20 protein-coding genes are annotated in these 23,415 nt (G+C 50.5%); 13 read left to right on the forward strand and 7 right to left on the reverse strand.

Annotated features, from left to right (window positions below; all coding sequences use genetic code 11):
- Positions 1-173 precede the first annotated feature (173 nt).
- On the forward strand, positions 174-692 hold the full coding sequence (locus P8O70_13615) for a hypothetical protein (GenBank protein MDG2197895.1): 519 nt from the start codon (positions 174-176) through the stop codon (positions 690-692).
- Positions 693-726: 34 nt separating this feature from the next.
- On the opposite strand, the gene P8O70_13620 is transcribed toward P8O70_13615, so the two are convergent.
- Positions 727-1,875, reverse strand: coding sequence for a cysteine desulfurase family protein (locus tag P8O70_13620; GenBank protein MDG2197896.1), 1,149 nt, complete (start codon positions 1,873-1,875; stop codon positions 727-729).
- 3 nt (positions 1,876-1,878) lie between these two features.
- Between P8O70_13620 and P8O70_13625 the strand changes: the two genes are divergently transcribed.
- Positions 1,879-2,709 carry a VWA domain-containing protein gene (locus tag P8O70_13625; GenBank protein ID MDG2197897.1) on the forward strand — a complete coding sequence of 277 codons (831 nt, stop codon included), beginning with the start codon at positions 1,879-1,881 and terminating at the stop codon, positions 2,707-2,709.
- A 19-nt stretch (positions 2,710-2,728) separates the two neighbouring features.
- The gene (pyk, locus tag P8O70_13630) at positions 2,729-4,138 is read left to right on the forward strand and encodes a pyruvate kinase (protein ID MDG2197898.1); all 1,410 of its coding nucleotides are present in this window, start codon (positions 2,729-2,731) and stop codon (positions 4,136-4,138) included.
- Between the two features lie 91 nt (positions 4,139-4,229).
- Here the strand turns inward: pyk and amt are convergent, their stop codons facing one another.
- Positions 4,230-5,447: an ammonium transporter gene (gene amt, locus P8O70_13635; GenBank protein MDG2197899.1), complete on the reverse strand. Its 1,218-nt coding sequence runs from the start codon at positions 5,445-5,447 to the stop codon at positions 4,230-4,232.
- Between the two features lie 566 nt (positions 5,448-6,013).
- Here amt and P8O70_13640 point away from each other — a divergent pair.
- From P8O70_13640 to hisI, 4 genes are all read left to right on the forward strand, one after another.
- A complete protein-coding gene (locus P8O70_13640) occupies positions 6,014-7,393 on the forward strand; it encodes a TrpB-like pyridoxal phosphate-dependent enzyme (GenBank protein ID MDG2197900.1) in 1,380 nt (459 codons plus the stop codon).
- Between the two features lies 1 nt (position 7,394).
- Positions 7,395-7,628 carry a hypothetical protein gene (locus P8O70_13645; protein ID MDG2197901.1) on the forward strand — a complete coding sequence of 78 codons (234 nt, stop codon included), beginning with the start codon at positions 7,395-7,397 and terminating at the stop codon, positions 7,626-7,628.
- Between the two features lie 76 nt (positions 7,629-7,704).
- Positions 7,705-9,216, forward strand: a complete 1,512-nt coding sequence (lysS, locus tag P8O70_13650; protein MDG2197902.1) for a lysine--tRNA ligase — start codon at positions 7,705-7,707, stop codon at positions 9,214-9,216.
- A gap of 4 nt (positions 9,217-9,220) precedes the next feature.
- Positions 9,221-9,607 carry a phosphoribosyl-AMP cyclohydrolase gene (hisI, locus tag P8O70_13655; GenBank protein MDG2197903.1) on the forward strand — a complete coding sequence of 129 codons (387 nt, stop codon included), beginning with the start codon at positions 9,221-9,223 and terminating at the stop codon, positions 9,605-9,607.
- A gap of 33 nt (positions 9,608-9,640) precedes the next feature.
- On the opposite strand, the gene P8O70_13660 is transcribed toward hisI, so the two are convergent.
- Positions 9,641-11,350, reverse strand: a complete 1,710-nt coding sequence (locus tag P8O70_13660; protein ID MDG2197904.1) for a hypothetical protein — start codon at positions 11,348-11,350, stop codon at positions 9,641-9,643.
- A 147-nt stretch (positions 11,351-11,497) separates the two neighbouring features.
- Between P8O70_13660 and P8O70_13665 the strand changes: the two genes are divergently transcribed.
- Positions 11,498-13,177 (forward strand): hypothetical protein, encoded by a 1,680-nt coding sequence (locus tag P8O70_13665; protein MDG2197905.1) that lies wholly within the window; start codon positions 11,498-11,500, stop codon positions 13,175-13,177.
- Positions 13,178-13,260: 83 nt separating this feature from the next.
- Positions 13,261-14,517: a signal recognition particle-docking protein FtsY gene (gene ftsY, locus P8O70_13670; GenBank protein MDG2197906.1), complete on the forward strand. Its 1,257-nt coding sequence runs from the start codon at positions 13,261-13,263 to the stop codon at positions 14,515-14,517.
- Here ftsY and P8O70_13675 read toward each other — a convergent pair whose 3' ends face one another.
- From P8O70_13675 to rodA, 3 genes are read right to left on the reverse strand one after another with little or no spacing between them, the layout of a single operon-like run.
- Positions 14,518-16,287 carry an SUMF1/EgtB/PvdO family nonheme iron enzyme gene (locus P8O70_13675; protein ID MDG2197907.1) on the reverse strand — a complete coding sequence of 590 codons (1,770 nt, stop codon included), beginning with the start codon at positions 16,285-16,287 and terminating at the stop codon, positions 14,518-14,520.
- An 8-nt stretch (positions 16,288-16,295) separates the two neighbouring features.
- Positions 16,296-17,741 (reverse strand): glutamate--tRNA ligase, encoded by a 1,446-nt coding sequence (gene gltX, locus P8O70_13680; GenBank protein ID MDG2197908.1) that lies wholly within the window; start codon positions 17,739-17,741, stop codon positions 16,296-16,298.
- Between the two features lie 23 nt (positions 17,742-17,764).
- Complete coding sequence (rodA, locus tag P8O70_13685; GenBank protein ID MDG2197909.1) at positions 17,765-18,877, reverse strand: rod shape-determining protein RodA; 1,113 nt, start codon at positions 18,875-18,877, stop codon at positions 17,765-17,767.
- A 108-nt stretch (positions 18,878-18,985) separates the two neighbouring features.
- Between rodA and P8O70_13690 the strand changes: the two genes are divergently transcribed.
- From P8O70_13690 to hemH, 3 genes are all read left to right on the forward strand, one after another.
- Positions 18,986-20,944 (forward strand): SurA N-terminal domain-containing protein, encoded by a 1,959-nt coding sequence (locus P8O70_13690; GenBank protein MDG2197910.1) that lies wholly within the window; start codon positions 18,986-18,988, stop codon positions 20,942-20,944.
- A 140-nt stretch (positions 20,945-21,084) separates the two neighbouring features.
- The gene (locus tag P8O70_13695) at positions 21,085-21,462 is read left to right on the forward strand and encodes a protein-disulfide reductase DsbD family protein (protein MDG2197911.1); all 378 of its coding nucleotides are present in this window, start codon (positions 21,085-21,087) and stop codon (positions 21,460-21,462) included.
- Positions 21,463-21,479: 17 nt separating this feature from the next.
- On the forward strand, positions 21,480-22,499 hold the full coding sequence (gene hemH, locus P8O70_13700) for a ferrochelatase (GenBank protein MDG2197912.1): 1,020 nt from the start codon (positions 21,480-21,482) through the stop codon (positions 22,497-22,499).
- 17 nt (positions 22,500-22,516) lie between these two features.
- Here hemH and P8O70_13705 read toward each other — a convergent pair whose 3' ends face one another.
- Positions 22,517-22,972: a hypothetical protein gene (locus tag P8O70_13705; GenBank protein MDG2197913.1), complete on the reverse strand. Its 456-nt coding sequence runs from the start codon at positions 22,970-22,972 to the stop codon at positions 22,517-22,519.
- Between the two features lie 240 nt (positions 22,973-23,212).
- Here P8O70_13705 and P8O70_13710 point away from each other — a divergent pair, with 240 nt between their 5' ends.
- The gene (locus P8O70_13710) at positions 23,213-23,413 is read left to right on the forward strand and encodes a hypothetical protein (GenBank protein MDG2197914.1); all 201 of its coding nucleotides are present in this window, start codon (positions 23,213-23,215) and stop codon (positions 23,411-23,413) included.
- Positions 23,414-23,415: the final 2 nt, after the last annotated feature.

The raw sequence follows: 23,415 nt of genomic DNA on the forward strand, positions 1-23,415 counted from the left end.
CTACAAACTATTCAAAAGGATGGGAAGTGCTGTAGCAGGAGAGTTGAGATTAAATCCTTGAATTCTGTTGCAGAAGAAGAGAATCCTCCGTAGGATTCAGCATCCCCGAAGCTGGGGGAAAGATCAGTAAAGGTGAGCAATGGACGCGAAACCTAAAAATGCCAGGAGGTGTGATGATGCAGCGAGTCCGATTTTCAGTTTCACTCAGTTTGCTGGGCCTGCTTGCCGTGGTGAGTGGATGTTCCGAAATGAGCCGAGTGGACCTCACAAAAAACAGCCCAGGAGAACCAACCGTCCTGGAGGGTGCTTGGGCAAGTGTCTGCTACCCCGTGGAGTTGGAAGGCACCACGTATTCTGCAAGGGAAACCGTTGTCTTTAGGGGTAACTCCGCCAATTCTGTAGTTAGAAAGTACGAGGAGTTGGCTGACTGCAGTGGGGAAGGGATGGAAGACGTTCAAAAAACCTCAGGATCGTTCAGCATCTTGGAGGAGCAGATCAACGTGGAAGGAAAAGATCTGATTGAGGTAGAATCCACGTTTACCCGCTCGCTCTCACCTGACTCTGAATCCATTGGGATCACCTACGCAACCCGACGATACTTCCACGTTCAAGGAGACAGGATGTACGTCGCAAATGATCGAGAAGACGATAAATTGAAGATTGAATCCGAACACTACTGGGTCCGGCAATAGTGATTACGTCCACGATCGTTTCCCCACCTTGAGTTCACTTCTTTTTCTCCCGCAACCGTTGCACGTGATGAGGCAACCGCTCCAGCAGGGCATCGATGTCGGCTTGAGTGGTCTGCCAGCCCCAGCTCAGGCGTAGGCAGGAGCGAGCTTCGGTGGGAGTGAGACCCATCGCCAGCAGAACAGGACTTGGTCCCAGGGCACCCGAGGAGCAAGCCGATCCTGTCGAGACAGCAACTCCATCCAGATCAAGCGAGATCAGCAGAGTCTCTGCGCTCAAGCCTTGAAAGCCGACGTTGAGGGTGTTGGGTAGCAGAAATTGTGGATCTCCATTCAAGAAGAAACCTTCCACGGTCTGTAATCTCTCCAGAACCTGCTGCTGAAAGCTACGCAACCGCTCGGAGAGTTGAGGTTGTTGCTTGAGCACCCAGGCTAGGGCTGAAGCAAAACCAACAGCCAACGCGACGCTCTCGGTTCCAGCGCGCCGAACTCGTTCCTGCTTGCCCCCAGTGATCATGGGAGTGAAGGCCGAACCCTCTCGCACGTAGAGCAAACCAATTCCACCAGGTCCTCCAAGCTTGTGTGCGGTGGCTGTGGCGTAGTTCACTCCCAGTTCCTGCCAGGAAACAGGCACTCTTCCCAAGATTTGAACACTGTCGGTGTGCAGTGGAATTCCATGTTGCTGGGCAATGATCTGGAGTTCTGCAATCGGCTGAATTACACCAGTTTCATTGTTGGCACCCATCACGCTGAGGAGGCAGGTCTCTGGACGAATCAGTTCTGGCAGTGCCTCTGGCAGCACACGACCTCCACGGTCAACTGGCAGCAGATCCAAGGAAGCTCGTCCTTGTTCGGCCAAATGCTGTGCGGTTTCCAGTAGCGAAGGATGTTCGAGTGGGGAAAGAATCCAATGATTTGGCTTGTCCGCCTGCAGAAATTGTCGGAGGATCGCATTGTTGCTTTCACTGCCACCGCTGGTGAAACACAGTTCCTGGTATTCCACCCCCATCAACGAGGCTAGTTTTCGACGGGCCTCTTCCAGGCGATTCCGGGCTCGACGTCCGGGTCCATGTGGGCTGGATGGATTGCCGTAGCTGGTGGCCTGAACGGTCTGCATTGCTTCCCACACTTCGGGTAGCAGCGGAGCGGTGGCGTTGTAATCCAGATAGTGTTCGTTTGAGTTCATTGCATGTTGTTTGATTGCTGGAGACGTTGCTGCCTACTGTTGCTCTTGAGTCTGTGGTTGCCCGGAATGTTGGACGCCCAGGGTACGAATTTTTTCCGTGTGCCAAAGAAGCAGCCCCCGGTACAAAAGGAGGAAGCCCCACCCCCACCTCCAACGCCTGTCCGACCACCGCCAAAACCCCAGCTGACTCCTCCACCTCCTGCGAATCATTCGGTTTCTGATGTGATTTTCCTGCTGGATACTTCCGGCTCGATGGATGCCTTTCTGCCGGGACAGAAACAGAGCAAGCTGAAGTCAGCCCAGAAGGCGCTGGATTTCTTTGCTCTGAACATGCTTCAAGGCACTCGCTTTCAGCTGTGGAGTTTCAACGCCCGCTTGACGCAACACCCGAACTCTCCAGCGGCCAAGAGCAAGCAGATTATTTTTGAAGAAATTGGTCCTTCTGGTTCGGTTGTCCGTCAGCACCTGCAGCAGCAGATTGCTGGACTAGAGACTCGTGGTGGAACGAATCTCTACCAGGCGATCTTTGAGGCTCTGCGATATTTCCGCTCGCCAAGCTACCAAGTTCCTGAAGCGAATGTAAAGCGCTTCCCTGTCGTGGTGCTGCTGGCCGATGGTCAGGACGATGGCTACTCGGCGATCAATCGCACCCAGGTGCTGCAAAAACGTAAGCAGGTTGAGGAGGTTGAGGTCAAGGTGATCGGCTTCGGTGTCACCCCCAATAGTGAAACACATCGCCAACTCTGTGAGTTGGCCCGTCCGGCAGCCGATTGCCTAGTTACGTCATCATCCACGGAATTACAGACGCTGATCCGTTCCTTCACCCGCTCCTGAACATCATTTCGGAGAATCCATGCGTTGTACCAAGATCATTTGTACCATCGGCCCTTCCAGCTGTGAACCAGAAATGCTGCGACGCCTGCAGCAAGCTGGTATGAACATCGCCCGCCTGAACCTCTCTCATGGTGACCATAACACCCACGGTGAAGTCGTGCGCCGGATTCGTGACCTAAACCAGACCCTCAAGTATCCGGTAGCGGTGATGTTGGATACCCAGGGACCTGAAATTCGCACTGGTCTCAACGAAGTTGATCTAATCGTGGGGGATGAACTTAGGGTCACGATGCCTCCAACCGAGGAACAAGCGGATCCGCCTGTCAACACGCTGCACGTCAACTACCAGTACCTAATTGATGAAGTGAAACTGGGTCAATCGCTCTCCGTGGATAGCGGCCTCGTCAAGCTCAAGGTGCTCAGTCGGGAAGAAGATCATCTGCGCTGTGAGGTGATTCATGGTGGCTTCCTCAAGGGGCGCCGACATGTGAACCTACCAGGAGTGGCAGTGCAGCTGCCTTCCATCACGGCCAAGGACAAGGAAGACTTGCTATTTGCCAAGGAAATGGATCTTGACGGCATTGCGCTCTCCTTTGTGCGGAACGCGGACGCTGTGCGTGAAGCCAAGGAGATCCTTGGAGATGAGAGCAAGGGGATGAAGATTATCGCCAAGATCGAGAACCAGGAAGGTGTGGAAAACATGGAGCAGATCCTGGAGGAGGCTGATGGAATCATGGTGGCCCGAGGAGACCTAGGCTTAGAAGTCGACATGGAGGAATTGCCACAGCTACAACGTCGGATGGCCTATCTCTGCGCAATCCACGGTAAGCGCCTGATTGTGGCCACACATCTGTTGGAATCCATGATCGAATTTCCAGTGCCCACCAGGGCTGAAGTGACGGATGTGGCCAATGCAGTCTATGAACAAGCCGATGCCGTGATGCTCTCTGGAGAGACTGCATCGGGCAAGTTTCCCGTGGAAGCGGTCGAGACACTGGACCGGATTGTCCGTAGAACAGAGCGCTATCCGGGGGTGGATTACGCCAGCAAGATGAACTTGTCCAGCGCTCGAATGCACCTTGCAGCAGCAGCAGCTCAGATGGCGAGTGAACTACAGTTCAAAGGCTTTGTTGCAATCACTCAGTTTGGGCGTGGAGCTGAGTATATTTCGAACATGCGTCCACGGGGCTTACCAATCTATGCTTTCACCAACAGCGCACGAACCTATCGTACGTTGCTCTTCTGCCGCTCGGTCTATCCTTTCCTCGTGGAAGACTTTTCGATCAATCCGGAGTTTACGCTGGAACAGGCGCTACGGACACTACGTGATCGTGAGGGTTACCAACGTGGGGAACAGTTCATGATATTGGCGAACATCCTGACTGCGGAAGGCTTTGTCAATTCACTGCAGGTGCGGAAGATTCCTTGAAACAGGTGGGAGTGGCGACCCTGTGGGGAGGAACAGAGTCGCCGAAGGCCCGATGGCAGAGGCAGCACGCATCGGACCCTGGGGAGGAGATTTAAACCGAGCGGGAGACAAATTCGGGGTAGCTGTGCATACCAAACTCTTCCTCATCAGAGCCGATATACTCCTCTTCCTCAGAGACGCGGATACCCATAGTCGCCTTGAGAATGTACCAGATGATGGCGCTGGAGACGAAAGTAAAGAGTCCAATCACGATGATGCCCATGATCTGGGCACCTAAGGAGCCATCTTCCTTGAAGAGGCCAACGGCCAGCGTACCCCAGATTCCAGCAACTAGGTGAACCGAAAGAGCACCTACGGGATCATCAATCTTCATTTTGTCGAAGAAAGGCACTGCGAAGACAACCAACGCACCACCGATTCCACCGATCAGCATCGCCAGACCCATCGAGGGATAATCTGGTCCTGCTGTGATGGAGACCAAGCCTGCCAGTGCACCATTCAATACCATCGTCAAATCTACTTTCTTAAAGAGAAGCTGCGTCAGAATCATGGCGACAACAGCTCCAGCGCAGGCCGCGATGTTTGTGTTGGCGATGACCGCAGAAATCGCATCAGCATCATCCTTGGAACCCAGTGCCAGCTGGGATCCGCCGTTGAAGCCGAACCAACCAAGCCAGAGCACAAAAGTCCCAAGCGTTGCCATCGGTAAGCTGGATGCAGGGATTGGATGAACATTGCCCTGGCTGTCGTACTTGCCCTTGCGAGCGCCAAGGAGCAGAGCACCTGCAAGAGCGGCCCATCCACCAACAGAGTGAACGATGGTCGAGCCTGCAAAGTCACTGAAGCCGTCGATGAGCCCACCCAGTGAGGTCCCACCCCAGGTCCAGTGTCCCTGAATGGGATAGATAATCGCTGTCAATACGAGAGTGAAGGTCATGAAGGGCCAGAAGCGCACCCGCTCGGCGACCGTACCGGAGACAATTGAGGCAGCGGTAGCGACGAAGACAACCTGGAAGAAGAAGTCTGAGAGTAGGCTGTGACCGTCTGCAGAAGTGCCAGAAAGAGCAAATCCAGATCCAAAGACTGCGTTGCCCTCACCGTACATCAGGTTGTAACCGATCAGGTAGAAAGCGATACAGGCTACAGAATAAAGTGCTATGTTTTTAGTCAGAATTGCAGTTACGTTCTTTGTGCGAACCATTCCTGCTTCGAGCATTGCAAATCCAGCAGCCATCCACATAACCAGTGCCCCACTGATCAGCAGCCAGATTGTATCCAACACATATTTCATCTCAGCTTGAAATTCCATCATGTCCTCTCTGCCAAATAAAAATGAAGAATGTAGGGGGAATGTTCCTACACACTCAGCAGGGGATGTGCCTGTGCTGAAAATATTTTCAAATCAGCGGCAAGTCACTGATGTAATGTTTAATAATTAAACAATAATATTTAATTATTCTTTTGATCCGGCTGTTTATTGATTATTTTTTATGCAAAGAGTCGAAAAACTGGTCAGTTGGTAAAAACAGATGCTGAATGGTGAGAGCAAAATGCTGAATTTGAAAGCAGCAACTCTTCTTACAGAAAAACTGTGAACTCGTAAGCGAGTCTGAAAACGGAAATATCAAACCGATAGTTGTCGTGAGTTACCCAATTCACAGTCGCTACCCTGGAGGTGGCGAAAGATTGCATTCCCAGGCAAGATCATGAATGTTGCGCGTATGATGATTGAGTTACAGCATTGAATGAAACGCTCCTCCGCAACCAACTTTTCAAAGCAGGATAGCGTTTCGTTTTGAAAGGTTTGCGCTTGTCTTGCGAATTCGCTACGGTTTTTCCTTTTTCTGGTGAACACCGAATAACTTGGGAGGCCACATGAGCAGCGATTCGATCAAGTACTTGTTGTCTGAAGACCGTATTCCCCGCGATTGGTATAATCTGATCGCTGACTTACCTTCTCCACCACCTCCAGTATTGCATCCAGGTACCCACCAGCCAGTTGGGCCAGACGATCTGGCACCTCTCTTTCCGATGTCTTTGATCCTGCAGGAAGTTGCCTCGGAACGGACGATTGAGATCCCCAATCCGGTCCGAGATATTTACCGACAATGGCGACCTACTCCGCTGTATCGAGCCCGGCGCCTAGAGCAGGTCCTCGATACACCGGCACGGATCTATTACAAGTATGAAGGTGTCAGCCCGGCTGGAAGCCATAAGCCAAACACTGCAGTGGCTCAGGCCTTCTATAACAAGGAAGCGGGTGTCAAGCGCATCACGACGGAGACTGGAGCAGGACAATGGGGTTCTTCATTAGCTTTTGCAGGAGCCTTGTTTGATTTGGAGATTGAGGTCTTCATGGTCAAGGTGAGTTTTCAGCAGAAGCCTTACCGTCGAGCGCTGATGGAGTCCTATGGTGCAACCTGTACAGCGTCTCCTTCGGACAAGACAAGGTCTGGATGCAAGATTCTTGAAGACAACCCCGATTCAACAGGCAGCCTGGGCATTGCAATCTCGGAGGCTGTAGAAATGGCTGCTCAACGAGAGGACACGAAGTATGCTCTGGGAAGTGTTCTCAATCACGTATTGATGCATCAAACCGTAGTAGGACAGGAAGCGATTGAACAGATGGAGATGGCAGATGCCTATCCAGATGTGATCGTTGGCTGTACCGGTGGTGGTTCCAATTTCGCGGGTATTGTCTTCCCTTTCCTTGGCCAGAAACTGAGGGGTGGAAAAGATGTAAGGATCGTTGCGGTGGAACCGGCTGCGTGCCCTTCACTGACCAAGGGCCGCTATGCCTACGACTTTGGAGATACCGGTCACCTGACTCCTTTGACAAAAATGCACACTTTGGGTTCGACTTTTATACCTCCAGGCTTCCACGCAGGTGGATTGCGCTATCATGGTATGGCTCCACTCGTCAGTCACATCAAGGAACTTGGGTTGATTGAGGCCACGGCCTATGCACAGTTGGATTGTTTTGAAGCGGGTGTCGAGTTTGCCCGAGCAGAAGGGATCATTCCAGCTCCTGAGGCCAATCACGCGGTCAAAGGTGCAATTGTTGAGGCACTACGCTGCAAGGCAGAGGGAAAGAGCGAAGCGATTCTCTTCAATCTCTGTGGACACGGTCACTTCGATATGCAGGCCTATACCGATTACTTTGCTGGAAAGCTCCAAGACACGGGCTATTCGGAAGAAGAACTGGCGATGGCCTTGGCTGGTTTACCTTCTGTTGAGAATACGATTGGAGCCTGAGGTGTCAGAACAACCTCTTGATGAAGCAAAGCGCAGGATCAAGGTCGAACAGGTGGTGCGGGACTTCTTCATGGTTCTTGATCAGCACCACTTGACCCTAGAAGAAGGACTGGTTGCTTGGAACATGCTTGGCTTCACGATGTTCCAGGAGGCCTATCCCGAGGCTTCTCACGAGCAAATCCAGCAGCAGATGCTGGGTTTCTCACAACAGTTGTTTGAATCCCGCCGACGTTGAGTCGAGGGATTCGACGCTTGGTAGATGTAACACGACTATTTCGCCCTCCTTTTCACGCTGACTGATTCAAATATTCATGCAACCCGACTCAACCGCAGACAGCCGCAGTATTCGTCTGGAAAAACTGCAACAGCTACGTGATCAGGGTGCTTCACCCTATCCCTATTCCTTCCAGAGCACTCATACGATCCAGGAGCTACGTGATCAGGCAGATACATTGCTGACAGCCGCAACGTCAGTATCACTCGCAGGCCGCTTAATGGCTGTGCGTGGTAAGGGCAAGGTGATCTTTGCCAACATTCAGGCAGCCCATGAGCGGCTTCAGGTCTATGTGCGCAAAGATGAGGTTGGTGAAGAGTCCTTCGAAGTTTTCAACCTTTGTGACTTAGGAGATTTTCTTGGTTTGCAGGGGGTGATGATGTGCACGCAGACAGGAGAGCTGACACTCCGTGCGAATCGCTTGGAAGTGTTGTCAAAGGCGATTCGATCAATGCCGGTTCCCAAGGTCAAGGAGGTAGCAGGTGAACGCGTTGTCTATGATGAGGTCAAGGACAAAGAATTCCGCTATCGCCAGCGCTATGTCGATTTAGCCCTCAATGCTGATGTAGCTCAGGTCTTCCGACAGCGCTCACTGATCTTCCAGACAGTACGAACCTATTTGCTGGAGCAGCAATTTCTTGAAGTTGAAACCCCAACATTGCAGTCAGTCTACGGTGGTGCAAACGCGACTCCCTTTGTGACTCAGCACAAGGCCCTAGGGATCGATTTTTACCTGCGGATTTCAAATGAATTGTTCCTAAAACGCCTGGTGATCGGGGGTTTTGATCGAGTATTTGAGTTCATCAAGAATTTCCGCAACGAGGGCATCGACCGCACGCACAATCCCGAATTTTCAGCCCTGGAATTTTACCAGGCCTATGCGGACTACCATGACATGATGCGCCACTGTGAGAGCATCTTCGAACGCTGTGCTTTAGCAGTTCATGGTTCTACGCAGTTTGAATTTGAGGGAACAACGATCGATGTTAAGGCACCGTGGCCTCGGTTGACGATGTTGGAAGCAATCGAGCAGTTTGCTGGAATCTCCTTCACGACACTCAGTGATGAAGAAGTGTGGTCATTGTTAACTGCCAAGGGCTGGCATTTGGATGGAAGCTTCAGTCGTGGTCGTGCCATGCAGTTAATTTTTGAGGAAAGCTGTGAGTCCCAGTTAGTCCAGCCCACTTTCATCACGGATTATCCACAGGAATCCAGCCCACTTTGTAAGCAACATCGGCAGAATCCAGAATTGATTGAGAGATTTGAGGCCTATGTGATGGGTTGGGAGGTCGCGAACGCCTACTCGGAATTGAACGATCCAATCCGTCAAAGGCAGTTGATGGAAGAGCAGGTGGAGCGGGGCCGAGGTGGAGAAGCAGAAACCCATCCGCTGGATGAGGACTTTTTACGAGCGATGGAATACGGGATGCCTCCGATGGGTGGGATTGGTATCGGCATGGACCGGATGGTCATGCTACTGACCGGACAGAACAACATCCGTGACGTGATCCTCTTCCCAACCCTACGTCCCGAACAATTTGGGGAATGACACAATGCACTTGGACGAGGGTCTTGATTTTCAGCCAGATTTTGCCAAGTTGAACGGCTTGATGCCTGTGGTGGTTCAGGATGCCCAGTCTCAAGAAGTTCTGATGCTGGCCTATGCGAATCAAGAGGCCCTGTCACTCACACAAAAAACGGGGCTGGCTCACTACTATTCTCGTTCTCGTGATCAGCTTTGGCAAAAGGGAGAGTCATCGGGACACATTCAAAAAATTTGTGAGATCCGGATTGACTGTGATCAGGATACGCTGCTGTACCTAGTGGAGCAGCAGGGTCCAGCTTGCCACACAGGGAGGCAAAATTGCTTCTATCGCAAGGTGGTCGGTCCGCAGTTGGAGTGGTCTACAGAAGCAGGGTTGAGCGGAGAGACGAACTAAGGATGAGAACCGCTTTGCAGAAGCCTCTCATACTCAGTTTGTCAGATGTGGGCTGAGGGTCTGTTGCAAAGAAACGTAGAGCCAGTGCAACGCCAGTTGCTCCTTGCGTTGCTGCAGTTGTTGCAGTGAGTGTTCGATGCCTTCCAGCGCCTGTTCTCGCTGTCGGTTGACTGCTTGAACCCGCTGTTGTTCTGTAAAGATAACGCTGACCAGTTGCTCTAGGTGTTGTCGACTGTGAGTAGTGACGATCCAGTTGCCATTCTGTGCATAACTACAATAAGTGTTAATGTCCAAGCGGAGTAGATCATCGGATTCCCGGTAGTCGTTTGGGTTGACCCAGAGCCGCTTGGGAACATTGCCCAGACTCCGCATCATCTCCGCAACAATTTCTTCTTCTTCACACCATAACAGGACTTGCCGGCCGTTGAATTCAGCAGGATTTCGAGCAACCTCCTCCCAAGGTAGACTCCTACCCAGTTGCTCAACCAACTGTCTTCCCACTATGGCGACTCGATCAAGTACTTGTTGTTCCTGATCATACAGCTCCTGATGAGCCCGCAGTCGTTGCTGTTCCTGTCGAATTTCTTCATCTTCACGAAGTAATTTTTCTCGTCGTTCGTCCAACTCCTTGCGTTGCATGGGAGTACTGGCAATCGTCTTGGGTACCTCTATCGTGGGCCATTCTACAAAATCCAACACCGGTTCAAGTAATCCACTGATCGCTTTCCTGAGGTCAATGACGTTGCCTTTCAATTCTACTGAAGGCAGGGTGCGTAGGTAGAAGCCTTGAAGATCATTGCCCAATTGATGTTGTCCGGGTTGTAGGCTTTCGACACTTTCGACGTTGTTGAATCCGCGAGTGGCTAGAATGGAGCGGGCTAGTTCATTCAAGATTGGCAGACTACCCAAACAACGGAGAGCTTGTGGCCTTGGAGCAACCTGTTGCTGGCGTTTGGCGTGTGTCTCTAGATACTGCAGAGTACGCCGGAACGCAGCCGAATGGTCGGAAAGCTGTCGATGCACCAATATGGTTTTGATCTTCACATCTCCAAGTGAAAACTCGATCACACCATCCAGTGGTACTCCTGGGAAAAGAAAAAATCCCTTGTCGGTTCGGAGCAGTCCTTTGACCTGCTGGACTTCTACACTCTTGGCTTGTTGTGCCAGAAAAGTGGTCAACCACTCCTGCACAGACAGGGTCCTGTCGTCAGCTTCCAGGAAGCGAATCTGATCCAGCGCCAGCAGGGTTTGTGGTGGTAGATCCTGAACAGTGCGACGACACCAGCCTTCTCGTGGGTCAACGTACTCCAGCATAGAAACACGGGATTGCAGGTTGATCCAGGGAAAAGAGTGTAACTTTTGGGTTAGGAACACTCCGGGATGGGAAACCCGAAAATGCATCTGGTTGGTTAGGCGAACCCAGGGACTGGGTGGCAAAAAAGGACTCAACTCTTCCTGAATATTTTCCAGTACCAGTGCCAAGGGAACTTCTCGCAGTCGTGCCTGCATTTGTGAAAGAAAAAAGATGCAGTCCCGATGCTCTCGGAAGCCATGTGGCGTGAAAAAGGTGAAGACAGGTTGCAGGTCCTGCAAGTGGGCACAAGTGGACACTAGACGGTCTGGTTGTAAGTAGGAAGGGTCTAGCAGTGTGCCGACAAGTGGACCGTGTCCCGTGTATTTTTCTAGTCGCTGTAAAAGAAAACGCCAGAAGGATGGATTAAAACCGATACCTACCAGTTGCATGCGGCTCGTGCAGGAAACTTGAACTTGTAGAATTCCCTCATAGCGAGAGCTTTGTTAGGAATCCAAAAAGCTTTGCGAGAAATTTGCAGGAAAATGAGTTAGCTTACACAAAACAACCAGACCTTCAAACCAAACCATCGACAACCTATGTCAGAAGTTGCAACTACCGCAGAGGTTCCCAAAATTATACCGATCCAAACCGAGCACTGGCGCAATCTATTGTCGTTGACAGATGTCAGTCGCAAGGAAAATGAGATCATCTATGCTTGGGGAAAACTCAAACAGCAGACAGAGGCGCATGTGCCAGGTACTGGTCCGTTGGTGCTGGATGAACTCTACCTCGACTTTCTGCGCCTGCAAGTGCTCAGCTACCCGATTGTGATCGACTGGAAGAAGCCACTGACCAAGAGAGAGTGGCTGAACTGTGAATCACAACAGAAGGAAGTGACCAACCAATATGAGCAAATGTATAAGCTATCTGTTCACTTGCGCAAGCGTAGTTCAGAGCGCTATCCAGAAATGGCTCCCCTGTTCGGCATGCATCAGGAGTGCGGAGATGAACTGAGACAGCTGTGGGACTCCTTCCACAGCGCCTGGCGGGATTACAAAAAGGAATGGGAACACCTGCACCGCCAACAGCAAGCACGAAAGCGACGAGAGGCTGGAGGGAAGGCAGAACCTGGAGAAGACAATCCAGATATGCCCCTGGATGAGGAAGTCCTGCTAAAGATTCCACAGCCACCACCACTGCTCAATCGGGAACGATGGCATGTGCTGGTTTCGATGTCCCAGATGCTGACGACAGAACTTCGTTATCGGTGCCGAGATATACTCAAGACACCGGTACCGACTTCCAGATTTCCTCCCAGCGTGCAGCGCCTGATTGATGATGCCCGTCAGATTCAGGTGCAGACCAATGGCTTTGAACTGCTGGACAAGGTCAAGTGGGTTCAGCGTCGCAACGCTCAACTGGTAACTGAACTTGAGCGACTGACTCGAGAGACGATTATCACTCCAGACCTACTGAATATTGCGGAAGAGAACCAACCAGAGCGAGAAGAACGAAAAGTCAGGGGATACACGGATGATGGTTCAGGCCAAACTTATGGTCGGGAAGAAAACCGGACAGAGTGCAAAAAACGGCCAATCTGGTGGTGGGTGGGTACAGCCGCAGTAGTCGGGACAGCGGTGTTCTTGTTGGCGATATTCTTACCCTCCTCAGACCGTGCAGGATTGGGAGAAAAACTACCTCAATTGGTCTTCAAACCCACTGGACCAACCCGAACGGTAGAGAGTAACCCTGCTTTGCCAGATCCAGAGCCTGTGGATGTCAAGGATATGCTGATCAATCTTAGCTTTGATATGCCAACACGCCAGGTATCCAAGGGGACAGCACGCCAACTGGAGTCTTCCCTACAAAATAAAAGTAGTTTGCCGGCAGAGTTAAGTGATTTAGGAGCGCCCACTGCGGTTCTAGAAGCAGCTGGTGATATTTATCTCTATTGGGCAGATAAACTGACACGCTTTGAAAACACTCTGGAACTCCAACGTACCCTGCAAAAGTTGGAACGTCAGTACCAACAGATGCAGCAGAATTTGAAAAACCTGGCTCAGGTACCCTTCAAGGGACGGGTGGTTCCCACTCAGTCTGATGGTGAAGCCCGCTACGGGGTTGAATGGCAGGATGAGTCAGGCAATGTGGTGGGAACTCTCTACGAAAATGATGACGGAACCCAACTTCGTCTTCGCAATGGCGAGGTAACCGAGGGCATCTTCTCCCCCTATGAGCTGACGAAGTTGCTTGAGGAGCAAGCCTCGCAACGCTGATTCAACGATTGCTTGTTCGATCACTGACCTGTGAAATAGACAGATTCAGCAAATCTTTCAATTTTTGTTTGTCAATAATTACTATGATTTTTTCGGTTATCTGGTTTGTCTTCACGGTGTTTGGTAGCGGTGCCCTGGTTGCAGGGTTGCTGCTCTTGTGGACGGGTGGTCAGCTTGGTGAGGTCAGTGAAAAGCTGACTCCGCAACAGGCAGAATTGCACCTGGCAGAGTTGGAAAAGCAGCGCCAACAGGAAGAAGAAGCCCGAGAACGAAAACAACGGGAAGTCCGGCTTGATCGACTGCAACAACAGAACGAAGTTCTTCAAGAGGAAATCACACGCAAGCAGGAAGAACGTCGACAGCAGCGTACGCTCACCAAACGCTTTGGGGAAGCAATCCCAGAAGCTCCAGCACCAACACCAGAACCTCAGAACTTTTACGAAAAGCTACGCTCCGGGATCAGTAAGACCCGTGAACAGATGCTTGGTGGGCTAAGCAATGCCCTGCTTGGAAAGAAAGAAATTGATGAAGAGGTCTTGGAGAACTTGGAAGAAGCCCTGTTAGGAGCCGATATTGGGCCGGAGACTACTGAGCAGATTCTGGAGGTGGTGACTTCTCGAGTTGAACGTCAGGAACTACGCGATGTGAATGCCTTACGAGAAGTGATTAAGGAGGAGATCGTACGCATTCTGCACAAGGAAGTGCCGATTCCCACAGTTGTAGATCGTAAGCCCTTAGTATTGATGTTTGTCGGGGTCAATGGCGTGGGCAAGACCACAACGATTGGTAAAATCGCTGCTCAGTATCGCCGAGATGGACATCGTGTACTAATGGGAGCTGGAGATACCTTTCGTGCTGCTGCCATTGAACAGTTGACTGAATGGAGCCGTCGTGCTGAGTGTGACATTATTGCCAAGAGCCAAGGAGCTGATCCGTCTTCGGTGATGTATGAAGCCGTCGAGAAGGCAGTTCGTGAGGAATATGACGTTGTTATCTGTGATACTGCAGGACGACTGCATACTAAGAAGAATCTTATGGAGGAACTACGTAAGATGGTGCGGGTGATTCGGAAGATTATACCGGATGCACCTCACGAGGTGCTGCTTGTACTAGACGCGACTACGGGACAGAATGCCATCTTTCAGGCCCGTGAGTTTCGTGAAGCTGCAGATTTGACAGGGATTGTGATGACCAAGCTGGATGGTACGGCCAAGGGTGGAGTTATTATCGGGATCGTCAACGAATTTGATATTCCCGTTCGCTACATCGGTGTAGGAGAAGGCATCGAAGACTTGCGTCCCTACGATGCCAAGCAGTTTACAGACTCGTTGTTTTCTTGATCATAGCACATCTGCAGCACAGCGAAATCCCAAGTTGAAAGCCTGAGTCCAGGCTGCTAAGCCGTAACGACGGCTACTGCGCAAGCCAGCTTCAGTAGCCCGACCAAATAAGCCCTGCCAAGCTCCTCCACGAGCCACTTTCTGTGGATAAGCTGGATTTGGTGGTGCTTCCGGTCCTTTTGGATCCTGTAGTTTCGCTTGGTTGTAGGGAGCATACCAGTCAGCAGTCCATTCCATAACATTCCCCTGCAGATCATAGAGGCCCCAAGCGTTGGGTTGCCGTTGTCCAACCACGGCTGCGGAACGGAGGTTTTGCGAGGTCATTTCAAACCAGGCCTGATCTCTCAGCTCAGCTAGAACAGAGTTGGAGGTCTCCACAAGATTAACGGCTTGAGTGGCATACTCCCATTCAGCTTCGGTAGGAAGCCGCTTACCGATGGAAGCACAGTAACGTGCGCTGTTTTCCCAGTCTACATAGACTGCCGGTTGTTCTGGCAGGGTTGTGTCGAAGCCTCCATAACCACGCATGCATTCGCTGCACTGAGCGTAATCTGCGTTCGTGACTTCATGCACATCCAGATAGAATGGTGCTAATTCGATCTGGCGAATTGGCCGTTCATCGTCTTCTCCTTCCAAACTCCCCATCTGGAACGAGCCCCCTTCAAGCAAAGCCATTCCCGGACGATCACTGCTACCCTGCGGGATCACTAGTGCTGTAGTAGGATCAGGCTCAGCAGAAATTTCTGTTTCAACAGAATCCTCAGGTTCTGCCTCTGTGGCTTCGGTTGATGGGGCTATCATTGCCACTGTTTCTGTGTCCTGTGAATCATCAACCTCGTTGATCGGGTCTACTGTTGGAGTGATGGCCTCTTCGTTCTCAACAGTGATTGATTGGGATTCTGTGGTTTCCTCTCCAATACCTTCCTGATTATCTACAGCAGGAGAGACTTCTGGTTGAACTACTTCATCACTGGTGTTAGCGGTAGTATCTGGTTCAGAAATTACTTGGGTGGATTCATCTGGGAGGGTTTCTTGTTCGCTTACTTCACCAGTCGGTACTGAAGCGAGGCTTGGTGTTGTGGGGATCGCCACAGTCGCTGAGGGAGTAGTTGCACTTTCACTATTGGTTGTTGTCTCGTTTGTTGTGCTTATTGTAGAAGTGTCTTTAGTGGTGACTATTTCCGTTTCAGAAGTGTTTTTTTCCTCAGAAGGAGAGGTGATTTCCGTACTTTCAGCGGGCGCCTTGATCTCAGTAGCTTCGGAAGCTTGGGGAGTTTTGAATACACTGATTGACCAGGTTAACTGTTCGCTTAGCAGCACGCGGTTGGTCAGTAATTCCTGCAATTCCAAATCAACTTGAACTCCATCCTGAGTCTGGTTGTATTGGCCTTCCAGTAGCCAATCGGCCCCAGCAAGCCCAGCAAGCTCACGATTGGTCAATGGTCGACTTTGCAGACGCAAGCTGCCATTCCAGTCATCCAGAATGCGCTGTAACTGAGGGGGATGAATGAGTTGACGAGGAAGATCGAGACTTAGGCTGAGAAATAGAAGTTGCTGCAGTTGGCGAGAGATCTCAGTGACTTCTTCTGAACCTGCTGGTGGAACGGGCACAATGGCCAGTACAGGAGCCAAAACGCTGGGGTCCAGAGCAAGCGTTAGTAAGCGTTCCCGAAAGCCATCCCATTCGGTGGGTAGTCCTTCTGTAGGTTGAGCAAAAGAGATTTGACCAAGCAAGAGGAATAGACAACTGAGCAGAAGAAATTTTCGCATCAATCGCCTCAGGAAGTTGTGAGAGCTAGCGCATTTTTGATAAGCTGTTGACATTTTTCCTTGCCGAAGAGCGCAGCCATCATGCTGAGATCTGGACCGTGTTCTTCCAGCGTGATCGCGTAGCGCAGCGGAGTCCAGAGATCCTTGCCTTTAATACCGGTACTTTTCTGAATTCCTTTGACCAACTGCTTGAAGTTGCCTTCATCCCAAGTATCAGCGTCAACCAGGGCGGTTTGGAAAGTTCTCAACACAGTTTGTGCTGTTGATTGGTGTAAGTAATCGATCAACTCTGGTTGTCCAAGTTGAGGCCTATCCTCAAAGAAGATCGCCAGTTTGTCCAGTACTTCAGGCAAAGTAACTAGTCTTGGCTGAATGATCTGAGTTGCCCTCCGTAGAAATTCTGGATCTGCTCCCGAATAACGCGAGTTGTCCAACCAAGGTTGCAGACATCGCATCAGGTCATCCAACTCTAGACGCTGCAGATACTGCTGGTTCATCCAGTCAAGTTTGTTGCGATCAAAGACAGCCCCAGCCTTCCCAACTCGTTCGAAGCTGAATTTTTCGATCAATTCAGACATTGAGAACAGTTCTTGGTCATCAGAAGTGTTCCATCCCAACAAAGCAATGAAGTTGACCAGCGCTTCGGCAACATAGCCCTGAGCCTTGAAATCTTCAACGGCTACATCACCTTGTCGTTTGCTGAGCTTGGAACGATCAGGGTTTAGAATCAGTGGAAGATGCGCAAAACGCGGTGGTTCCCAGCCGAAGTAGCGATAAAGCAGAAGGTGTTTGGGGAAGGAAGGTAGCCACTCCTCCCCACGAACTACGTGTGTAATCTCCATCAGATGATCGTCAACAACACAGGCTAGGTGGTAGGTGGGAAATCCATCAGACTTGAGCAGTACCTGGTCGTCCAGTTGGCTGCTATCAATACTGACATGCCCACGAATTAGGTCGTCAATCAGGATCTTTTCTCCATCATCTGGAATCCGCATCCGAATGACATACGCTTCACCATCTGCCTGGCGCTGCTGTGCTTCCATAGCCTTCAACTCTCGACAGTGTCCATCGTATTTGGGATTCAGGCCTTGGGCTTTCTGCTGCTGCTTGAGGTTATCCAGGCGTTCCTGCGTGCAGAAGCAAGGGTAGGCATGGCCAGAATCCATCAGGATATGTAGATGATCTTGGTAGAGTGTGAGTCGCTCTGACTGACGATAGGGACCATACTCACCCCCAATGTTGGGGCCTTCGTCACAGTTCACTCCAGCCCATTGTAACATTTGCAGAAGGTCTTGTTCGGATCCCTCCACCAGTCGTTGCTGATCGGTATCTTCAAGGCGGAACACAAAACGTCCACCCTGCTGTTGGGCATAGAGAAAACTGAAGAGCGCGGTACGCAGGCCACCAACGTGTAAGTAACCCGTCGGACTTGGAGCAAAGCGGAGTCGAACCATGCAGCAGGTAATATTGAAGATTTTCAGAGTTCATCGTTGCGAAAACGTCGCATCCGAACATTGAGGAGTAAGCCGATGCCAAACATTTGTGAGAGCATTGCCGAGCCACCATAACTGAAGAAGGGCAGGGGTACTCCGACAACGGGCATGAGTCCAATAGTCATGCCGATATTGATCAGTACATGCGAGGTCAGAATCGTGACCACGCCTACAGTCAGCATCGCACTGACCCGATCCTGAGTATTGAGGATGTGCCCAAGTGACCAGAAGATCAATGCCATGAACAGCAGTAGGACTGTCAGAGTTCCTACAAAGCCCCATTCTTCTGCAAACACAGAGAAAATAAAATCTGTGTGGTGAGCTGGCAAAAAGTTAAGCTGTCCCTGAGTTCCCTCCCCAACACCTTGACCCCAGATTCCTCCGTTACCAACAGCAATCTTTGATTGGATGATGTGATAGCCAGCGCCTAATGGATCACGGGTTGGATCCAGAAAGGTCAGTACTCTTTCCTGTTGATAGGGCTTGAGCACGAAATGCCACGCAATCGGTAGAGAACAGAGTCCCAGCACTATGGATGCGAGTAGTACCCACAGCTTGAGTCCAGCTAGGAAGATCATCGGCATAAAGACTATCAGCAGCAACAGAGCTGTGCCTAGGTCAGGCTGTCTGAGGATCAGCAGCAAGGGAACTAGCATCAACAAACCTGGCCAGATGAGTTCCTTGATACCTAATCTGCCGATACGTTGGCCTTCCCGAAAGTAGTGCGCCAAGGAGAGTACAAGAGTCAGCTTGGCAAACTCTGAGGGCTGCACGAATACGGGTCCCACCTGTAACCAACGCTCTACTGGTGAACCAGGCCCGCCTGTGCCGATAAACAGTACCAATATTAGTAGAAAGATCGCACCAAGATGAAGGAATGGCCCGAACTGCGCCCAGATTCGGTAGTCTATTACCGTTGCTGTTAGCGCTAGTGCTAGCCCCATCCCCATCCAAATGACTTGTCTTGGCAAAAAACGACCAAGTTGTGGGCTTCCCATCGTAGCAGAGTACATCGCTACAATACCTACAGCACAGAGCATGAGTACGATACTCAACAGTACCCAGTCGAAGTTTGCAAATAGGCGACGATCCAGCATAGGCTGCAAAATCAAATGACGATAAAAAGGCTATCTGGAGAAAACAAGATGAAAGTCGGTTGCTAGCAAAGCCTGTGTCCGGCTTTCAGCTTGCAAACAAAGCTGAAGTTGACTGTAATTATCAGTCTTTTGCCCCAACTCTCTCTTCTGTACTTCTCGGTAATTATGATTCAGGACTTACGCAAATACACTGACAGTTTTCTATTCAAGCTGTTGCTGGGTTTCATCAGTGTCACCTTTGTCATTTCCTTTGGAATGGGCTCTTTTTTTGGCGACCGTAAGGAAGTGGTCGCCCGAGTCGATGAATCGGAGATTCTGCAAAGGGATTTCCAGCGCATGTATGGTCAGCAACTCGAGTCGCTACGTCAGCGGCTGGGAGAAAATGCTGACCAGATTGCTCAACAGGTAAATTTGCGACAGCAGGTATTCCAGCAACTGATCGATCGACAGTTGCTACTCAACATGGCCGAGAGCCTCAATCTGCGTGCCACGGATTTGGAGGTGCAGGAATACATCCGTCAGCAACCATATTTTCAGAAAAACGGTCAATTTGACTTTGAAACCTACGAAACTCTGCTCAGTCAAAATCGACTACCTACGGAAGATTACGAAGAATCTATACGTTTAGACCTGCTCCTCCAGAAAAAACAGCAATTGCTGACAGCTGGGATTATCATCAGTGAGAGAGATGTGGAGCAAAGATTCCAACTTCAGAATGAAAAATTGGAAGTGCGAACACTGCAACTCTTGCCGCAGGTCTTTCTGGACGAGGTGAGTGTTAGTGAGGAGCAGGCTCAGCAATATTATCAAGAAAATCCTGATGAATTCCAGACATTGCCACGTTACCGCTTGGCCTACTTTACTTTGGGGATCAACGATCTGACGAAGGTAGAAGATGTTCGTGAACGAGCCGTACGTCGCTACTATGAGCGAAACCTTGAAACGTACACGACCCCGCCAGAAGTGCGTGCTAGGCATATCCTGCTTCGCTCGCCTAGTGATGCTGATGATACAGCCAAAGCCGAACGGCGCCAACAACTGCAGGAGGTACGTGAACGTATTGTGGCTGGAGCAGACTTCGCAGAAGAGGCTAAAGTGGTCTCTCAAGACATGACCAAGGAGAAAGGGGGAGACCTTGGTTGGTTCAAGCCAGGCGAGATGGTCCCAGCATTCGAAAGTGCTGCCTTTGGGCTACAACCAGGTGAAATGAGTGATATTGTTGAATCCCCCTTTGGTCTTCATTTGATCAAAGTGGAAGAACTTCGTGAAGGAGGTCAGCAGCCGATTGAAAAAGTTCGTGAGGAAATTGTGGCAATCTTGGTAGAGGAAATGGCTCAGCGGGAGTTGGAAGAAGCCAGAGATACCTTTCGAGCAACTTTTAATGAAAAATCAATTAGTGACTGGGCTTCTCAGTATGGGAAAACTGCTCAGGAGAGTGAATGGTTGGATAGCAGCAGCACACCAGACGATCTAGGATCCGTTCAAGGATTGGCTCAACAGGCCAGTGAGTTGCAGCCAAAAGATCACGAGGTGTGGACTCGTAATCCTCTCCAAGGCTACGTGTTTTACCAGATTCAGGAGAAGCAGGATTCACAAGCTCGACCTTTTGAGGAAGTCCGTGAGATAGCAACCACTCAAGTTCAAGAGAAGCTCGCTCGTGAATTGGCTCAGCAAAAAGGAACAGGTTGGTTGACAGAATTGCAGAGTGAGCCAACCGCACTGGAGCCGATTGCTGAAGAACTCGAGTTAGAAGTTGCTACGATTGTCTTCAATGCTTCAACACGATTCCTTCCAGAAATTGGAGACAACCCAGAGTTCCGGAAATTAAGCCTGAAACTGGATGATTCCAACCCAGCTGCTGTTAGTGTTTATGAAGGTCGCACAGACCTGATCGTCTTCAATCGACGATTCGTGGATGTAGAGGATCCAGACACAGCTCGCGAAAGAATCCGGACAAATCTGCGTCTGGAATTGCAGCGAGCTATTGAGACCAAGCAGATTGAAGCATTGCGCTCAACTGCGATGATTGAGGTGGTTGACCCTGTGTTTCGGACAACCGAACCCTAATGTGGAAGCTACTCACCTGTAGCCTGGGGTGTATGCTTTGGGGAGTTTCTTCAGTCTGGAGTCAAAGTTCCTCGCTATCAGATTTATTTGAAAGCTCTCCAACGACAGATTTGCCAAAGCTGGAAACCCAAGTGGTTTTGGTGCCTGAAATTATAGCTCCTGGTGCAGAAACGGAGCTTCAGGTTCAGGTTTTCATTCCAGCAGGTTGGCATATCTATTCGATCAAACCGGCTGGTGAATTTGGACCAGAACCCACCACGTTGACTATCCTCTCTGGTCACGCAATTGTCACTCCCCTTCAGGAAAGCTCTCCAATTCGTTTTTACGATGAAGCTTTTGCCCAGGAGTTATCTGTTCATCAGTATGGACTGGAACTCCGCCTACGCATCCGCATTGCTGCCAACCATCCGTCTGGTTATGATGAATTACGTGCACAGCTTGCTTACCAAGTCTGTGACAATCGGATCTGTGCACCACTCCAGACGGAGTTCTTGGCTGCATCCCTGACCATCGAATAGCAAGGAGATTCTCTGTAATGAAAACCGGTGTCCTGCTGATCAATCTAGGTACTCCGGATGCCCCAGAATCCGGAGCAGTCCGTCGCTATCTCAAGCAGTTCCTGAGTGATGAACGAGTTTTAGACATCAATCCACTGGGACGCTGGTTGCTGCTGAACCTGATCATTCTGCCATTTCGATCTCGACGCTCAGCCAAAGCCTATCGCAAGGTCTGGATGTCAGAAGGCTCTCCACTGCTGGTGTATGGACAGCAGTTGGCCGAAGGAGTCCGACAACACCTCCAAGAATTGGGAACCCCGGTGGTATTGGGAATGCGCTATGGGAACCCCTCAGTTGGTTCTGCGATTGAACTGCTGCGTGAAGAAGGGTGCGATCGGATTCTCGTACTACCGCTGTTTCCACAGTACGCTTCGAGTTCAACTGGTTCGGCGGTGGAGGAAGCCTACCGAGAAGCATCAAGGCATTGGAATACACCTCATCTACAATTGCTAGAGCCTTTCTACGATGATGAGCGATTCATTGAGGCCTTTGCAGCTGTCGGTCGGCCTTATTGGGAAAAGCAACCAGATCATGTGCTTTTCAGCTTCCATGGTCTGCCAGAGCGGCACGTACAGAAAAGTGATGACACAGGTGAATACTGTCTCAAACAGCCCAATTGTTGTGCAACGCTTTGTGATGCGAACCGGATGTGCTATGGCGCACATTGCCATCACACTGCTACTCGCTTAGCAGAGAAGCTCGGTATTCCTCAGGAGAAATACAGCATTAGTTACCAGTCGAGGTTGGGACGTACTCCTTGGCTCAAACCCTACACAGATCAGGCAATCGAAGAAATGCCCAAGCGGGGAATCAAAAGGTTACTGATCTTCTGTCCAGCTTTTGTGGCCGATTGCTTGGAGACACTGGAAGAAATCGGAATGGAAGCAGTGGAAGACTTCAAAGAGGCAGGAGGTGAGGACTTACAACTGGTGCCTTCGCTCAATAGCAGTCCTCAGTGGGTAGATGGAGTGGCGAGCCTGCTACGCGAGAAACTTTGAGCAGGCTATGATTTGAGTCAGAATATTTTTACAGTTGCCTCTGGTACCCAAACTTCCCGATCATCGGAAGAAACCCCATGAATCCAACCAGAAGTGTATTCAACAATGCGTAGCCCCATCAAGGCAGGCAGCGTTCCCACCAATTCATGATCTGGCCCTGGTCCGCTGTAGGCTGTGACCATTGTCTTCAAAACCCCACAGATTAAGAAGCCATTGTCAGTGACGTACTGATTGTGGACCCAAAAGCGATCTCCTTCGAAATCTTCAACCAAATGCCAATCAGCGTTGGTATCAACATGTCGGAACGGAGTATAGCGTGGTGTGGGCCAAGCCATTCCTTTATCACTGGGAGCCAAATAGAGCTGGGCTCTTTCAGAGAGGACACAGCGAGTTTGGGTGGGATACTCGTTGGCCAGAACCGTTACAATACTACTGAAACTCAGAAGGCCAAGGAGAAGGAGTTTTTTCAACATCAGGGATTCCTCAAAATGAATGGTTCGCCTGTTGCAGCTTTGAGAAAAGTTAGGCAATGCGATTTAGTTTTTTGGCATGTTGCCGAAAAAATTCAAGATACGTGCTTTTTTTCCTAAAGTTTGGCAATCGGGAACCGATAACAGTAGCAACAAGTTAATTGGTGGGAGTTAACCCCGTCTCTCTATGGAGACGAATTGAAATCTCCCTTCTTTTCTTCCCTTGCTTCCTCAGGAGTTCCTATGCTGATCAGCAACCTTGTTTTTGAAGATAGTCTGGAAATGCGAATTCAGTCTGCAGATTTCGACGGCCGCGTAAACAGCGCTGTGCAATCCTTCATGGAAGGTGTTGAGTCCATGCTGGCTCAAGAGCCGGAGCGTCAGCACCAAGCCTATCAGTTCGACCGAGAAATTAGCCCCTCTGAGTGGTTAGCCCTCGCCTGAAA

The sequence above is a fragment of the SAR324 cluster bacterium genome (assembly GCA_029245725.1).
Taxonomy (GTDB): domain Bacteria; phylum SAR324; class SAR324; order SAR324; family NAC60-12; genus JCVI-SCAAA005.

What these genes read in the sequence shown, in the direction of transcription:
- P8O70_13615 (MDG2197895.1), top strand. Translation starts at nt 174, where the DNA reads ATGATGCAGCGAGTCCGATTTTCAGTTTCACTCAGTTTGCTGGGCCTG.
- P8O70_13620 (MDG2197896.1), bottom strand. Translation starts at nt 1,875, where the DNA reads ATGAACTCAAACGAACACTATCTGGATTACAACGCCACCGCTCCGCTG.
- P8O70_13625 (MDG2197897.1), top strand. Translation starts at nt 1,879, where the DNA reads ATGTTGTTTGATTGCTGGAGACGTTGCTGCCTACTGTTGCTCTTGAGT.
- pyk (MDG2197898.1), top strand. Translation starts at nt 2,729, where the DNA reads ATGCGTTGTACCAAGATCATTTGTACCATCGGCCCTTCCAGCTGTGAA.
- amt (MDG2197899.1), bottom strand. Translation starts at nt 5,447, where the DNA reads ATGGAATTTCAAGCTGAGATGAAATATGTGTTGGATACAATCTGGCTG.
- P8O70_13640 (MDG2197900.1), top strand. Translation starts at nt 6,014, where the DNA reads ATGAGCAGCGATTCGATCAAGTACTTGTTGTCTGAAGACCGTATTCCC.
- lysS (MDG2197902.1), top strand. Translation starts at nt 7,705, where the DNA reads ATGCAACCCGACTCAACCGCAGACAGCCGCAGTATTCGTCTGGAAAAA.
- hisI (MDG2197903.1), top strand. Translation starts at nt 9,221, where the DNA reads ATGCACTTGGACGAGGGTCTTGATTTTCAGCCAGATTTTGCCAAGTTG.
- P8O70_13660 (MDG2197904.1), bottom strand. Translation starts at nt 11,350, where the DNA reads ATGCAACTGGTAGGTATCGGTTTTAATCCATCCTTCTGGCGTTTTCTT.
- P8O70_13665 (MDG2197905.1), top strand. Translation starts at nt 11,498, where the DNA reads ATGTCAGAAGTTGCAACTACCGCAGAGGTTCCCAAAATTATACCGATC.
- ftsY (MDG2197906.1), top strand. Translation starts at nt 13,261, where the DNA reads ATGATTTTTTCGGTTATCTGGTTTGTCTTCACGGTGTTTGGTAGCGGT.
- P8O70_13675 (MDG2197907.1), bottom strand. Translation starts at nt 16,287, where the DNA reads ATGCGAAAATTTCTTCTGCTCAGTTGTCTATTCCTCTTGCTTGGTCAA.
- gltX (MDG2197908.1), bottom strand. Translation starts at nt 17,741, where the DNA reads ATGGTTCGACTCCGCTTTGCTCCAAGTCCGACGGGTTACTTACACGTT.
- rodA (MDG2197909.1), bottom strand. Translation starts at nt 18,877, where the DNA reads ATGCTGGATCGTCGCCTATTTGCAAACTTCGACTGGGTACTGTTGAGT.
- hemH (MDG2197912.1), top strand. Translation starts at nt 21,480, where the DNA reads ATGAAAACCGGTGTCCTGCTGATCAATCTAGGTACTCCGGATGCCCCA.
- P8O70_13705 (MDG2197913.1), bottom strand. Translation starts at nt 22,972, where the DNA reads ATGTTGAAAAAACTCCTTCTCCTTGGCCTTCTGAGTTTCAGTAGTATT.
- P8O70_13710 (MDG2197914.1), top strand. Translation starts at nt 23,213, where the DNA reads ATGCTGATCAGCAACCTTGTTTTTGAAGATAGTCTGGAAATGCGAATT.